This is a genomic window from Bifidobacterium pseudolongum subsp. globosum (assembly GCF_004155535.1).
Classification (GTDB): Bacteria; Actinomycetota; Actinomycetes; order Actinomycetales; family Bifidobacteriaceae; genus Bifidobacterium; species Bifidobacterium pseudolongum_C.
The window spans coordinates 212787-226017 of the sequence record NZ_RYUH01000009.1; the positions used below are offsets into that span (position 1 = coordinate 212787).

A 13231-nucleotide genomic window follows, 5' to 3' on the forward strand; every position below is an offset into this window, starting at 1 on the left:
CGGGCGCGTACTGGTTGCATGTATAGCGGAAGGATTATCCATGGCTCGTAAGGACACCGAACAGTACCAGTCCTATGAGAGGGACGCCTTTGACAATCCCCCCGAGGGCCCCGTTGGCGTGCACCGCGGCAATCGGCCGATGATCGTGCGCGTCACCCCGTTCATCATCGTGCTCGTGGCCGCCGTGGCCGCGGGCGTGCTGTTCTGGAGCATCTTCTCGGGTGAGGCGGCGAACATGTTCAACCGCCGCTCCGAACAGACGCAGACGACGGCGCAGACCTCGCAGGGCTCATCGTCCTCGTCGGCGGACGAGAGCGCGTCGGGCACCGCCTCGCAGTCGTCGCAAAGCGCCACGGCGGGCGAGTCGACGTCGGCCGAGGGGACGCCGAGCCAGACGCCTTCCGAAAGCGAATCCGCGCAGAGCACGCCAGAGGAGTCGCAGCAGGTCAACACGAACGCGCAGATCACGGTGATCAACGGCACGGGCGTGTCCGGCTATGCGAACGACCGCGCGGGCGTGCTGCAGAACCAGGGATTCACCAATGTGAGCGCGGCCAACCCTGACGCGACGACCGTGCTGCCCGCGCAGACCGTGGTGTATTACCAGAACGAGGCCGATCTGGCGACCGCGCAGCAGGTGGCCAACGCCTTGGGTATCGCCACCGTGGAACAATCCACCTCGATCGGCACGCCGATCCAGGTTGTACTGATGCAGTGAACGTACCACCGCTTCCCCTATGGCACCGCCCGGTTCTTCACCGGGCGGTTTTTGTATATTTCAGGCAAAAATGCCCATGGGCTGGGCCGTTGAGTGCACAGAACCATCTCAAATGACAGATTTCGAGCGTTTTGCGGGCGTGCGCGCGTTAGAATAACATGCGGCCGCCCATTATGGACGCCTGTGATTGGGGAAGTTTGTAAGATCATGGTGATCCGGGGGACGACATGATTGCAATACATAGAAGGAAAACAGGCAGATGGCACAAGGAACAGTCAAGTTCTTCAGCGCCGGCAGGGGGTATGGCTTCATCAACCCTGCACAGGGTGGTGAGGATGTCTTCGTCCATTATTCAACGATCCAGGCTGAAGGGTTCAGGACGTTGAAGGAAGGTGACCGTGTGGAGTACAGCGTCGTCAAGACGCCCAAGGGGTATCAGGCAAAAGACGTTGTTGTGCTGAACTGACGGTGGGGGTGTGCGCAGACGCGCCCCGAAAGCAATGCCCGGAGGCCGGTTTGCGGCCGTCCGGGCATTTGCGTCTCTTGCCGAGAGCGCAAATTCCTGCATGTCGAGTTGGCACTCGAGCATCGAGAGTGCTACTCTCCCGTAGTAGCACTCGGACCGTGGGAGTGATACCCGAAAGCTGACGGTCGGATAGCACGCCGCGTCCCGAGTGGTGTCGTACAACATCAATCCCATAGTGGAGGAACAATGGCAAAGATCATTGAATATGATGAGGAAGCACGCCAGGGCATGCTGGCCGGTCTCGACAAGCTCGCCGATACCGTCAAGGTGACGCTGGGACCGAAGGGCCGCAACGTGGTGCTCGACAAGACCTATGGCGCGCCGACCATCACCAACGATGGTGTGTCGATCGCCAAGGAAATCGATCTTGAAGACCCGTTCGAGCGCATCGGCGCCGAGCTTGTCAAGGAAGTCGCCAAGAAGACCGACGACGTGGCCGGCGATGGCACCACCACCGCGACCGTGCTGGCCCAGTCCCTCGTGCACGAAGGCCTCAAGAACGTTGTGGCCGGTTCGAACCCGATCGCGCTGCGCCGCGGCATCGAGAAGGCCTCCGACGCGATCGTCAAGGAACTCGTGGCCTCCGCCAAGCCGGTGGAGACCAAGGAGCAGATCGCCGCGACCGCGACGATCTCCGCCGCCGACCCCGAGGTCGGCGAGAAGATCGCCGAGGCGCTCGACAAGGTCGGTCAGGATGGCGTGGTGACCGTCGAGGACAACAACCGCTTTGGCCTCGACCTTGAGTTCACCGAGGGCATGCGCTTCGACAAAGGCTACATCTCCCCGTACTTCGTGACCAACGTCGACGACCAGACCGCCGTGCTCGACGACCCGTACATCCTGCTCACGAGCGGCAAGGTCTCGTCGCAGCAGGATGTGGTCCATATCGCCGAACTCGTGATGAAGACCGGCAAGCCGCTGCTGATCATCGCCGAGGACGTGGACGGCGAAGCACTGCCGACCCTGATCCTCAACAACATCCGTGGCACCTTCAAGTCCTGCGCCGTCAAGGCCCCGGGCTTCGGCGACCGCCGCAAGGCGATGCTGCAGGACATGGCGATCCTGACCGGCGGCCAGGTGGTCTCCGAGGAGATCGGCCTCAAGCTCGACTCGATCGACCTGTCCGTGTTCGGCACCGCCAAGAAGGTCATCGTCTCCAAGGATGAGACGACGATCGTCTCCGGTGGCGGCTCGAAGGAAGACGTCGAGGCCCGCGTGGCCCAGATCCGCGCCGAGATCGAGAACACCGACTCCGATTACGACCGCGAGAAGCTGCAGGAGCGCCTCGCCAAGCTCGCCGGCGGCGTTGCCGTCATCAAGGTGGGCGCCGCGACCGAGGTCGAGGCCAAGGAGCGCAAGCACCGCATCGAGGACGCCGTGCGCAACGCCAAGGCCGCCATCGAAGAGGGCCTGGTGCCCGGCGGTGGTGTGGCTCTCGTGCAGGCCGCTGCCAAGGCGGAGAAGGACGTCAACCTCGAGGGCGACGAGGCCACTGGCGCCGCGATCGTCTTCGGTGGCATCGAAGCCCCGCTCAAGCAGATCGCCGACAACGCCGGTCTCTCGGGCGACGTGGTGCTCGACAAGGTGCTCTCGCTGCCTGAGGGCGAAGGCTTCAACGCGGCCACCGACACCTACGAGAACCTCATGGCCGCCGGCGTGACCGACCCGGTGAAGGTGACCCGTTCCGCCCTGCAGAACGCCGCGTCCATCGCCGGCCTGTTCCTGACGACCGAGGCGGTTGTGGCCAACAAGCCGGAACCGGCTCCGGCCGCCCCGGCCGCGCCTGACATGGGCTACTGATAGAACTGTGTCATAGCGGCGCCAACGGCATTGCCGTCGCGCTGCGGTGAATCAGCAGCCGAGGGCCCCATCCGCATACCGCGGGTGGGGCCCTCGCCATATGTGGGCTCACCCTGCGCTGAACAGGCGCGCCGCCTGCGATTCCGCGTCGGCGTAGACGCTCGAGGCCTGGGTGAGGGCCTGCTGGATGGATTCAAGGGATTGCTCCATCTGCTGCTGCGCCGCCCTCCATTGCGCGGCGAGCGCGTTGAACTGCGTGGCGGCGCCGCCACGCCACGCGTCCTGCAGCGCATTGAGGTTGCCGTACATCTGGTCGACCGATTGGCGGATCGCCGTGATCGACGTGCACACCGCGGCGCTCGAGGCCTGGATGCGTTCCGAATCCACTTGGTACTGTGGCATGATGGTTCCTCCTTGGGTGGTGTATTCAGTTGTCTGCTAATACCTGCCGGCCGGGCATGACGGCCGGTACTGTGGAATCTATGACATCTCAATGTGCAAGCAAAGCCGGTTCCGCCCCTGTGGTCGGACGCCCGGGTTATCCACAATCGTCCCGACCGGTTGCTCGTGCCGTCGGCATGCTCATGCTCGTCATCGCCATGGCGTTGACCGGCGTCATCGCCACGCCGTCCTATGCGGACGAGGCCACGCCGTCGCCGGCCGCCGCGGCCACGACGCCAAGCACCGAGGACGTGTCGGCCAACATCGTCGACACCCAGAACCTGCTGGGGGACAACCTTGGCGCGGTCACGGACGCCATCAAAGAGACCTACGAACACACCGGTGTGACGGTGCGCCTGATCTATGTCAATTCGTTCAACACCGACAAGCAGCCCGACGCATGGGCGGCGCAGACCCTCAAGTCGCTCGACCCGCCGCCGAACACCGTGCTGTTGGCCGTCGCGTCGAACGACGGCAACCTGGCGGTTGTGGTCTCGCCGAATTCCGCCGAATGGCTGCGCAACCGCAAGACGGTGGACAAGCTTTCCGAGGCGGCCTCGGCGCCGCTCACGGATGATGCGAACGCCAACGGGCCGAATTGGGCGAAGTCGGCGATCGACATGATGCAAGCCATCCAGACCGCGAAAAGCACATCCACCTCATCGACCGCGGCCTCGGTCGGCATCATCGTCATGATCGGCGCCGTGGCTGTGCTGCTGATCGGCGCCGTGGCCGTGATCGTGGTGCGTCGCCGTCGTGAGACCGAGCGTGACGCCGAACGCGTCGTCGAGGACGAGGACGCGCAGGATGATGACGCCCGCAAGGGCACCGCAAAGACCGCCCCGGCCTCGGACGCCGATCCGCCCCTCGGGGCCGCTTCCACCGCCGCAGACGAGCGTTAGATTTCAGCTGACGTTCAGGAAACGTCCAGAGTTCGTCGTCATCATATGCAGTATGAGCAACGAAACATCCATCGTCGTCGTCGACGACGAACCGTCCATCCGTGAACTGCTTGTGGCCTCGCTCCACTTCGCCGGCTACGAGGTGGAGACCGCCGCGTCCGGGTCCGAGGCGATCGAGGTCATCGAGAAGACCCAGCCCGACCTGATCATCCTCGACGTCATGCTGCCGGACATCGATGGATTCACCGTCACACGCCGCATCCGCCAGGAAGGCATCGACGCGCCGGTGCTCTTCCTCACGGCGCGCGACGACACCCAAGACAAGGTCATGGGCCTGACCGTCGGCGGCGACGACTATGTGACCAAGCCGTTCAGCCTCGAGGAAGTGGTCGCGCGCATCCGCGCGATCCTGCGCCGCACACGCGAACAGGAGCAGGACGACCCGATCATCCGCGTCGGCGACCTCGAGATCAACGAGGATTCGCACGACGTGACGCGCGCCGGCAAGCCGATCGACCTGAGCCCCACCGAATACAAGCTGTTGCGCTACCTCATGGACAACAAGGGCCGTGTGCTGTCGAAGGCGCAGATCCTCGACCATGTGTGGCAATACGACTGGGGAGGCGACGCCGCCATCGTCGAATCGTACATCTCGTATCTGCGCAAGAAGGTCGACGACCTCGAGGTGGAGGACGAGGACGGCACGACGCACAAGGTGCAGCCGTTGATCGAGACGAAACGTGGCATCGGCTACATGATCAGGGTGCCGAAGAACTGAAGGTCGACGCCAGATGAAGTCTCCAGCCGACCCGAAACCAACGAAGCGGGCCGATGCCGGCGGCGCGCCCACAACCACACCCCGCACAGGGGGCGCGCCACGGGCCAAGGACGGCGGGACGCCATATGCCGCGCGCTTCAGCAGCATCCAGAAAATCCCGTTGGGCGTCAAGCTCGTCATCTCGATCATCGTGCTGCTCAGCGTGGGCACGGTCAGCATCTCGCTGTCGATCCGCCAACTCGTCAACAGCTACATGCTGCAGCGCACCGACAGCCAGCTGCTGCAGCAGGCCGAACTCGTGTTCAAGAACACGACGCTGCTCAACGACACCAAATCCACCGCCGACAGCAACTCGTTCGTCAGCTACTATGTGCAGGCCTACGACAGCCAGACGGGGCGCACCTACCAGCTGCTGCAGCCGATGTACCGCGACGGTGTCATCTCACGGCCCGTGTTGCCCCATGACGGCGGCCTTGACGGACATGAGATCGCCGTGCCGTACACGACCCCGGCCGTGGTGGACCTCGAGAACGTGAAAGGCCAGCCGGACCACGAGACGATGGTCATGGCGCAGGCCCCGTGGCGCGTCGTGGCGTTGCGCTGGGTCAGCGACTCCGCGAACGGCACGATCGAACCGCGCGGCGTGATCTACATCGGCCTGTCGCTGGGCAACCAGATCGACATGATCGACAACCTGACCCGGTTCTGCGTCATCGTCGGCGCCGCGGTCGTGCTGCTCGGCGGGGTGCTCAGCGCGATCACCGTGCAGCGCACGTTGAGTCCGCTCAAACGCATCGAGAAGACGGCGGCGAAGATCGCGGCGGGCGACCTGTCGCAACGCGTGCCGGACGCGCCGGAAGGCACCGAGGTGGGCACGCTCGCGAAATCGCTCAACACGATGCTCGCGCAGATCGAACGCAGTTTCCGCCAGCAACAGACCACGACCGAGAAGATGAAACGGTTCGTCTCCGACGCGAGCCACGAGCTGCGCACACCGCTTGCCGCCATCCACGGATACGCCGAGCTCTACCGCATGCAGCGCAATGCGCCGGGCCAGCTCGAGCGCGCCGACGATTCGATCGCGCACATCGAGGCGTCGAGCGCGCGCATGACGCTGCTCGTCGAGGACCTGCTGTCGCTGGCGCGCCTCGACGAAGGCCATGGCATCTCGATCACCGATCACATCGACTTGGGCTCGGTCATCCGCGACTCGGCGGACGACCTGCATGCGCTCGACCCGGAACGCGACATCACGACCGGCGTGCTCGGCCTCGACGTCAGCGAACCGGACCATCTGCGGCTGAGCATGACACCCGGTGAGCTGCCGAGCGTCATGATGGTGGCCGACGGCACACGACTGCATCAGGTGGTCACGAACATCGTCGGCAACATCCACCGCTACACGCCCGCGGATTCGCCGGTCGAACTCTCGCTCGGCGTGCTCGGCCTCGACATGCCGCTCGACGAACTGACGTCGCTCGCCTCGGGGGAGGAGTCGTTGCAGGCCATTGTGGGCGCGGCCGCGCGCTTCACCGTGACGCAGCACGGCATGATGGTCGCCGTGGCGCGTTTCACCGACCACGGGCCGGGCGTGCCGCCGGACGGTCTGGCCCGGATCTTCGAACGGTTCTACACCGCCGACCCGTCCCGCGCGCGCCAGAAGGGCGGTACGGGACTCGGCATGGCGATCGCGCAATCGGTGATCAACGCGCACCGCGGGTTCATCTGCGCCACCGAAAGCCCCGGCGGCGGCCTCACCTTCACGATCGTCATGCCGCTTGCCCCCGACGAAGCGGAGGCCTGAACGGGCGCGCGGACCGGCTGCGGCGGGCATTATGCTCACCGCGGCCGGTTTGTGCTGTATGCGGGGGCTGCGGTAAGATGGGACGTTGGATTATCGCGCGGGCCCGGAGCCCGCGCATTGGTATGAACGATTTGTTGACTGGGTGAGAGGTGACCATGCCGAGCGGACGTGTACGTTGGTTCGATGCGAAGAAGGGTTTTGGATTCATCGAGAGCGATGACGGCCATGATGTGTTTCTGCCCCAGACCGCCCTGCCGAAGGACACGCGTGATGTGCGCAAGGGCGCGAAGGTGGAATATTCGGTGATCGACGGCAGCAAGGGGCCCGTGGCCATGGACGTGACATTCGTCAAATCCGCGCCGTCGCTCGTCAAGGCCACACGGCCGAAGCCGGACGACATGGCGGCCATTGTGGAGGACCTGATCAAACTGCTCGACTCCGCGGGCAACCAGCTGCGCCGCCACCGGTATCCTTCGGCCTCGGACAGCAAGAAACTCGCCACGCTGCTGCGCGCCGTGGCGGACAATTTCGATGTACAGGAATGATTGATGACAGACAATGCTTTGGACCCGGTGGCGCTCGCCCGCGCCGTGGCGATCGACGCCGCCGAGAACCCGGACGCCGTCGGCGACTATGTGACGCAACAGGCCATGGAAGGCGGGGTCACTGATTTCCGCTTCGCCGCGCTGATGGTGGGCTACGAGGGCTGGCAGTGGTCGGTCACGCTGTACCACGATGCGGAACTGGACCACTGGACCGTCGACGAGTCCACGCTGATCCCCTCGGACCAGGCATTGCTGCCGCCGCCGTGGGTGCCGTGGAAGGACCGGCTGGAGCCGTCCGACCTGACCGTTACCGACTCCATCGGCACCGAACAGGACGACCCGCGCCTCGAGCCGGGCATCACCGAAGAGGGCATGGCGCAGGTCGAGGCCACCGTGGCCGAAGACGGCGCCACGAACAGCGCCGAAGACGTGCATGACGCGGTCGAGGAATACGACCTGTCCCGCCGGCGGGTCATGTCCGAACTCGGGCGCTCGCAGACGGCCAAACGGTGGTATGACGGTCCGCACGGGCCCAAGTCGCTGTCCACGAAGACCGCGGATGGCAACCTGTGCTCGACGTGTGGGTTCCTCATCCCACTGCGCGGCGACCTGGGCACGATGTTCGGCGTGTGCGCGAACCGTTGGAGTCCTGATGATGGGCGCGTCGTCTCACTCGACCACGGGTGCGGCGAACATTCGCAGATCGAACCGCCGGAGCCGAGCAACCTGTGGATCCAGACGAAGCCCGCGTACGACGATATGCACATCGACATCGTCGCGCAGAGCACCCGTGAGGAACGCGGGGAAGTGGAACTGCTCGAAGAGGCCAACGAGGCCGGTGAGGCCGACGAGCAGGAAGCCGCCACATCCCCGGAATCCGCGGAAACAACCGAATCCGCAGAGTAAGGCGCGCCGCCTTACTGCTTGTCGGCGTTTTGCTTCGCCGACGGCGAGGCTGTGGCCGTTGCACTGGGCGACGGGCTTGCCGACGCACTCGGTGAGGCGCTGCCGGAAGGCTTCGTTGCCGGGTGTGCGGTGGACGACGCCGAATCCTTCGGCGAACTGGACGGCGACGTGGAAGGCTGTGCGCTTGCCGTCGCGGATGCGCTCGGCGTGGCCGTGGCGGTCTGCTCGGGTTGCGTCGAGGCGGACTGCGTGGGCAGGCCGCTGCTTGTTGCGTCTGGTGTGGCGTCGGCGTCATCGCCGGTCACTCCCGAGGTGATGCGCACCAGTTCCTTGGTGATCGTCATATAGACGTCCTTGAGTTGTTTCGCCGTCTCGGTGTGGTCGTTGAGCCGCGCATTGTCCATCGTGATCGAGCATGACGGCACGGCGGGCTCTTTCTCGGCGTCGTCGATCAGCACGGTCATACGGCGCAGTGCGTCGGCATCAATCGTCTTGCTCGTGTCGTCGCGGTATTTCTTCGCGTCGTCGATCGCGGTCTGTGCGAGCCTGTGCGCATCCTGCGCCTGCGCGGTGGCGGTGCGGCACGCGCTCATCGCCTGCGCACGCGGTGTGCCCCAGATGGTGCCGTTCGCATACAGGGCGGCCACCACCGCGCACACCACGAATACCACAAGCACGATGATCTGCCACCACGGGCGGTGGCGCTTGGCCGTGCCCGTGCGGGACGCCGTCGTGTGTGCGCCTTGTGCGGGCAGACGTGTGCGCGTGCTGTCCTTGGGGGTGAACGACGGCGGGTTGCCGTCCTGTTCGGACGCATGCTCCGCGCGGGTCTGGCTGGTGTTCCCCTCTGTGCCCGTGTGTTGGGTTGTGTCGTCCTGACCGCCCACCGTGGTGGTTTCGTCGTCTGTGTATGCGTTGTTGCTGTGCTGTTCGTCTGCTGTCATAAGTCCTTATGTCCCTGTGTCCACGCACATCATATGCGGACTGCCTGTGACCGGCGCCTGAACTGAGCCGACGGTGAACCGGCGTGCGCCCAGCTCGGGCGAAACGCGGTCAGTGCACGATCGACAGGTTGCACTCGGCGGAATTGAGCAGCTGCTTGGAGACCGATCCGAGGAAATGCGCGTCCAAACCGCTCAGGCCACGCGAGCCGACCACGATGTGGCGCGCATAGCGTGACGCGCTGACGAGGCCTTTGCCCGCGCTGATGTGGAATGCGTTCGGCGTCACCGAAAGACCGGCAGACATGGGGGAGCCGTCCACCATCTTCGTCACGATCGACTCGGCGTAGCGCTGGGCTACCTCCATCGGCGCCACACTCGACTCATAGCCGGGAACGGTGCCCAGGTCGCGCAGCTGCCAGCAGAACATCACGTGCAGCGGCGCGCTGTTGAGCTTGGCGAGGCGCGCCGCGAACTCCAGCGCGCGCTGCGACGTGGGCGAGCCGTCCACGCCCACCACGATCGGGCGCACGACGCGCGGCGTCGGTACGACAGGCGTCACGAAATGCACTTGGTCGTCGCCCGGGCTCAGCGCGTTTGCAATCTGGTCCTGCACGTCGATGTCCTCATCGCTCGCCGTGCGGATCACCGTGACCGGCACCGTCGACTCCTCGGCGAGCGAAGCGGAAAGCGAGCCGGCGAACCAGCGCGCCACACGCCCCATCGACCGGCGTCCCACCACGATCTGCTGCGCGTTGGCGCCGATCTCGAGCAGGGCGGAAGCGCCCGAAGCGCGGAACGACGTGAGCTTGATGTGCTCGTTGTCTATGTCGATGTCCTGCGTGGCGGCATCGACCCAGGTGCGCAGTTTGTCGGCCAGTTTCTGGCGCAGCTCGGCCACCTCCTGCTCGGTCTGCGGTTCGGGACCCATGTCCCACGAATACGACCAGCCGTACACGGCGTTCACCGACTGCCCCGAGAGCACGGCCTGATTGAGCGCCCAGCGCAGCGCGGCGAACGATTCGACGGTTCCGTCGACGCCTACGACAAGGTCACCTTGCGGATTGAGCGCATTGTTCTGCTCGCTCATGGCATACTCCTAACATTTCCATGCGATACTCCTCGTTCAAGCATAACGTAACGGTTCTTGAGAAAAACAGGCGGAACGGAAATAAACGTCACTGTAAATCTGTAGAGTGATGTGGAATTACCAACCATGGAAGGACTAGCATGTTCGAACGGTTTACCGACCGTGCGCGGCGCGTGATCGTGCTGGCGCAGGAAGAGGCTCGTGCCCTCCAGCACAATTACATTGGCACGGAGCATCTGTTGCTCGGCCTGATTCGTGAGGGAGAAGGCGTAGCGGCCAAGGCTTTGGAGGCCAAGGGCGTGACCCTCGAAGACACCCGCAAGCAGGTCGAGGAAATGATCGGCAAAGGCAACGCCGCTCCGAATGGGCACATCCCATTTACTCCGCACGCCAAGCAGGTGTTGGAGCTTTCGCTGCGCGAAGCGCTGCAGCTGGGGCACAGCTACATCGGCACCGAACACATTCTGCTCGGCCTGATTCGCGAAGGCGAAGGCGTGGGCACACAGGTCCTCATCAAGATGGATGTGGATCTGGGCGAATTGCGCAGCACCACGATCGACATGATCCGTGGCAACGCTGGCGGCACCGACGACAAGGGCGATCTGGCGAACGCCGGCGGCGTGCAGGACAAGCATGCGCAGAGCGGATCGGCCATCCTCGACCAGTTCGGCCGCAACCTGACCGCCGAAGCGGCGGATGGCAAGCTTGACCCGGTCATCGGGCGCAGCACCGAGATCGAACGCGTCATGGTCGTGCTGTCACGGCGCACCAAGAACAACCCGGTGCTGATCGGCGAGCCCGGCGTGGGCAAGACCGCCGTCGTCGAAGGCCTGGCGCAGAAGATCGTGGCCGGCGATGTGCCCGAAACGCTGCGCGGCAAGCAGGTGTACTCGCTTGACCTGGGTTCGATGGTGGCAGGTTCGCGCTACCGTGGCGACTTCGAGGAACGCCTCAAGAAGGTGCTCAAGGAGATCAAGACGCGTGGCGACATCGTGCTCTTCATCGACGAGATCCACACCATCGTCGGCGCGGGCTCCGCGGACGGCGCGCTGGGCGCCTCCGATATGCTCAAGCCGATGCTCGCGCGTGGCGAGCTGCAGACGATCGGCGCCACGACGACCGACGAATACCGCAAGTACATCGAAAAGGACGCGGCGCTCGAACGCCGTTTCCAGCCGATTCAGGTCGCGGAGCCGTCGATCGCGGAGACGATCGAGATCCTCAAGGGCCTGCGTGCCCGCTACGAGAACCACCATCACGTGACGATCACCGACGGCGCGCTCCAGTCCGCCGCCGAGCTCTCGTCGCGCTACATCCAGGACCGCAACCTGCCCGACAAGGCGATCGACCTGATCGACGAAGCCGGTGCGCGACTGCGCATCAAGCGTCTCACCGCGCCGCCGGAGCTCAAGGAGCTCGACGCCCGCGTGGAACGCATCGCCAGGGAAAAGGACCAGGCGATCAAGGACCAGGAGTTCGAAAAGGCCGCCGAATTGCGCGACAGCCAGGAGAAACTCGAAGCCGAGCGCAAAGAGAAAGAAAAGGCGTGGCGCGAAGGCGAGTCCGACGTGCGCATGGTGGTGGATGAGGACGTCATCGCCCAGGTCATCTCGCAGAGCACCGGCATCCCGGTGTTCAAGCTGACCCAGGCGGAGTCGAAGAAGCTGCTGGGCATGGAAGCGGAGCTGCACAAGCGCATCATCGGCCAGGACGAGGCCGTGTCCGCGCTGTCGCGCTCGATCCGCCGTACGCGTGTGGGCCTCAAGGACCCCAAGCGCCCGGCCGGCTCGTTCATCTTCGCCGGTCCGACCGGTGTGGGCAAGACCGAGCTCGCCAAGACGCTCGCGCAGTTCCTGTTCGATGACGAAGACGCGCTGATCCGCGTCGACATGTCGGAGTTCTCCGAGAAGTACGCGGCTTCGCGCCTGTTCGGAGCGCCTCCGGGATACGTTGGGTACGAAGAGGGCGGCGAGCTCACCGAGAAGGTGCGCCGCAAGCCGTTCTCGGTCGTGTTGTTCGACGAGATCGAAAAGGCGCACCCCGACATCTTCAACACGCTGCTTCAGGTGCTTGACGATGGCCACTTGACCGACGGTCAGGGACGCAAGGTCGATTTCAAGAACACGATCATCATCCTCACGACCAACCTCGGCACGCGTGACATCGCCAAGGCCGCCAACACCGGCTTCAACCTGGGCAACAACACGGAGACGAGCTACCAGCGCATGAAGGACCAGGTCTCGAACGAGCTCAAGCAGCAGTTCCGCCCCGAGTTCCTCAACCGCTTGGACGACATCATCGTGTTCCGCCAGCTCACGGAGCCGCAGGTGCGCCAGATCGTGGACCTGGACGTGCAGCAGCTCAACGACCGCCTGTTCGAGCGCCACATGGAGCTCGACCTGACCGACAAGGCGAAGGACTTGCTCGCGCAGAAGGGCTTCGACCCGCTGCTCGGCGCACGTCCGCTGCGTCGCGTGATCCAGCGCGACATCGAAGACGCCGTGTCGGAGAAGATCCTCATGGGCGAGCTCAACGACAACGAGCGCGTGATCGTGGACGCGGACGGTGAAGGCATCCTCGGCGAGTTCACATTCCGCAGCGAGCCGTTCGAGCTTCCCGCCGCGGGTGAGGGCGATCCAAGCAAGGACGTCGTGGAGGAGAGCGCCACACCGCAGCCCGTGCAGTGATGCGGTAAGTGGATATGATGCCTGAGGGCCTCGGCGACAACAGTCGCCGAGGCCCTCGCTTTTTCTTTCTGCACAATGGCCCTCATGGCAGCG

The 13231-nt window shown here is 64.5% G+C and carries 11 protein-coding genes and 1 pseudogene; 9 read left to right on the forward strand and 3 right to left on the reverse strand.

The annotated features are described in order from the left end of the window. Positions 1 to 40 precede the first annotated feature (40 nt). From PG2093B_RS03595 to groL, 3 genes are all read left to right on the forward strand, one after another. Positions 41 to 718, forward strand: coding sequence for a LytR C-terminal domain-containing protein (locus PG2093B_RS03595; protein ID WP_129897344.1), 678 nt, complete (start codon positions 41 to 43; stop codon positions 716 to 718). Positions 719 to 977: 259 nt separating this feature from the next. After that, a complete protein-coding gene (locus tag PG2093B_RS03600) occupies positions 978 to 1184 on the forward strand; it encodes a cold-shock protein (protein ID WP_101398568.1) in 207 nt (68 codons plus the stop codon). Positions 1185 to 1430: 246 nt separating this feature from the next. Beyond that, entirely contained in the window at positions 1431 to 3044 is a 1614-nt protein-coding gene (gene groL / locus PG2093B_RS03605) for a chaperonin GroEL (protein WP_101398569.1), read from the forward strand. A gap of 108 nt (positions 3045 to 3152) precedes the next feature. Here the strand turns inward: groL and PG2093B_RS03610 are convergent, their stop codons facing one another. Next, positions 3153 to 3446 (reverse strand): WXG100 family type VII secretion target, encoded by a 294-nt coding sequence (locus PG2093B_RS03610; protein WP_026643350.1) that lies wholly within the window; start codon positions 3444 to 3446, stop codon positions 3153 to 3155. Positions 3447 to 3526: 80 nt separating this feature from the next. Here PG2093B_RS03610 and PG2093B_RS03615 point away from each other — a divergent pair, with 80 nt between their 5' ends. The 5 genes and pseudogenes from PG2093B_RS03615 to PG2093B_RS03635 all read left to right on the forward strand — a co-directional run. Then, entirely contained in the window at positions 3527 to 4387 is an 861-nt protein-coding gene (locus PG2093B_RS03615; RefSeq protein ID WP_129897345.1) for a TPM domain-containing protein, read from the forward strand. 52 nt (positions 4388 to 4439) lie between these two features. Continuing rightward, positions 4440 to 5165 (forward strand): response regulator transcription factor, encoded by a 726-nt coding sequence (locus PG2093B_RS03620; RefSeq protein WP_095507643.1) that lies wholly within the window; start codon positions 4440 to 4442, stop codon positions 5163 to 5165. Between the two features lie 13 nt (positions 5166 to 5178). Continuing rightward, positions 5179 to 6969, forward strand: coding sequence for a sensor histidine kinase (locus PG2093B_RS03625; RefSeq protein ID WP_129897346.1), 1791 nt, complete (start codon positions 5179 to 5181; stop codon positions 6967 to 6969). Positions 6970 to 7124: 155 nt separating this feature from the next. After that, complete coding sequence (locus PG2093B_RS03630; protein WP_101398572.1) at positions 7125 to 7514, forward strand: cold-shock protein; 390 nt, start codon at positions 7125 to 7127, stop codon at positions 7512 to 7514. Positions 7515 to 7517: 3 nt separating this feature from the next. After that, positions 7518 to 8417 (forward strand): annotated as a pseudogene (locus PG2093B_RS03635) (DUF3027 domain-containing protein); the annotation flags it as partial. 14 nt (positions 8418 to 8431) lie between these two features. Here PG2093B_RS03635 and PG2093B_RS03640 read toward each other — a convergent pair. Further along, entirely contained in the window at positions 8432 to 9364 is a 933-nt protein-coding gene (locus tag PG2093B_RS03640) for a hypothetical protein (RefSeq protein ID WP_129897348.1), read from the reverse strand. A gap of 109 nt (positions 9365 to 9473) precedes the next feature. Continuing rightward, positions 9474 to 10451, reverse strand: a complete 978-nt coding sequence (locus PG2093B_RS03645) for a universal stress protein (protein ID WP_129897349.1) — start codon at positions 10449 to 10451, stop codon at positions 9474 to 9476. Between the two features lie 140 nt (positions 10452 to 10591). Between PG2093B_RS03645 and PG2093B_RS03650 the strand changes: the two genes are divergently transcribed. Further along, complete coding sequence (locus tag PG2093B_RS03650; protein WP_129897350.1) at positions 10592 to 13138, forward strand: ATP-dependent Clp protease ATP-binding subunit; 2547 nt, start codon at positions 10592 to 10594, stop codon at positions 13136 to 13138. Positions 13139 to 13231: the final 93 nt, after the last annotated feature.

Excerpts from the sequence above, each read along its gene's own strand:
- PG2093B_RS03595 (WP_129897344.1), top strand. The coding sequence starts at position 41 with ATGGCTCGTAAGGACACCGAACAGTACCAGTCCTATGAGAGGGACGCC.
- PG2093B_RS03610 (WP_026643350.1), bottom strand. The coding sequence starts at position 3,446 with ATGCCACAGTACCAAGTGGATTCGGAACGCATCCAGGCCTCGAGCGCC.
- PG2093B_RS03650 (WP_129897350.1), top strand. The coding sequence starts at position 10,592 with ATGTTCGAACGGTTTACCGACCGTGCGCGGCGCGTGATCGTGCTGGCG.
- PG2093B_RS03625 (WP_129897346.1), top strand. The coding sequence starts at position 5,179 with ATGAAGTCTCCAGCCGACCCGAAACCAACGAAGCGGGCCGATGCCGGC.
- PG2093B_RS03600 (WP_101398568.1), top strand. The coding sequence starts at position 978 with ATGGCACAAGGAACAGTCAAGTTCTTCAGCGCCGGCAGGGGGTATGGC.
- PG2093B_RS03615 (WP_129897345.1), top strand. The coding sequence starts at position 3,527 with ATGACATCTCAATGTGCAAGCAAAGCCGGTTCCGCCCCTGTGGTCGGA.
- PG2093B_RS03620 (WP_095507643.1), top strand. The coding sequence starts at position 4,440 with ATGAGCAACGAAACATCCATCGTCGTCGTCGACGACGAACCGTCCATC.
- groL (WP_101398569.1), top strand. The coding sequence starts at position 1,431 with ATGGCAAAGATCATTGAATATGATGAGGAAGCACGCCAGGGCATGCTG.
- PG2093B_RS03645 (WP_129897349.1), bottom strand. The coding sequence starts at position 10,451 with ATGAGCGAGCAGAACAATGCGCTCAATCCGCAAGGTGACCTTGTCGTA.
- PG2093B_RS03640 (WP_129897348.1), bottom strand. The coding sequence starts at position 9,364 with ATGACAGCAGACGAACAGCACAGCAACAACGCATACACAGACGACGAA.
- PG2093B_RS03630 (WP_101398572.1), top strand. The coding sequence starts at position 7,125 with ATGCCGAGCGGACGTGTACGTTGGTTCGATGCGAAGAAGGGTTTTGGA.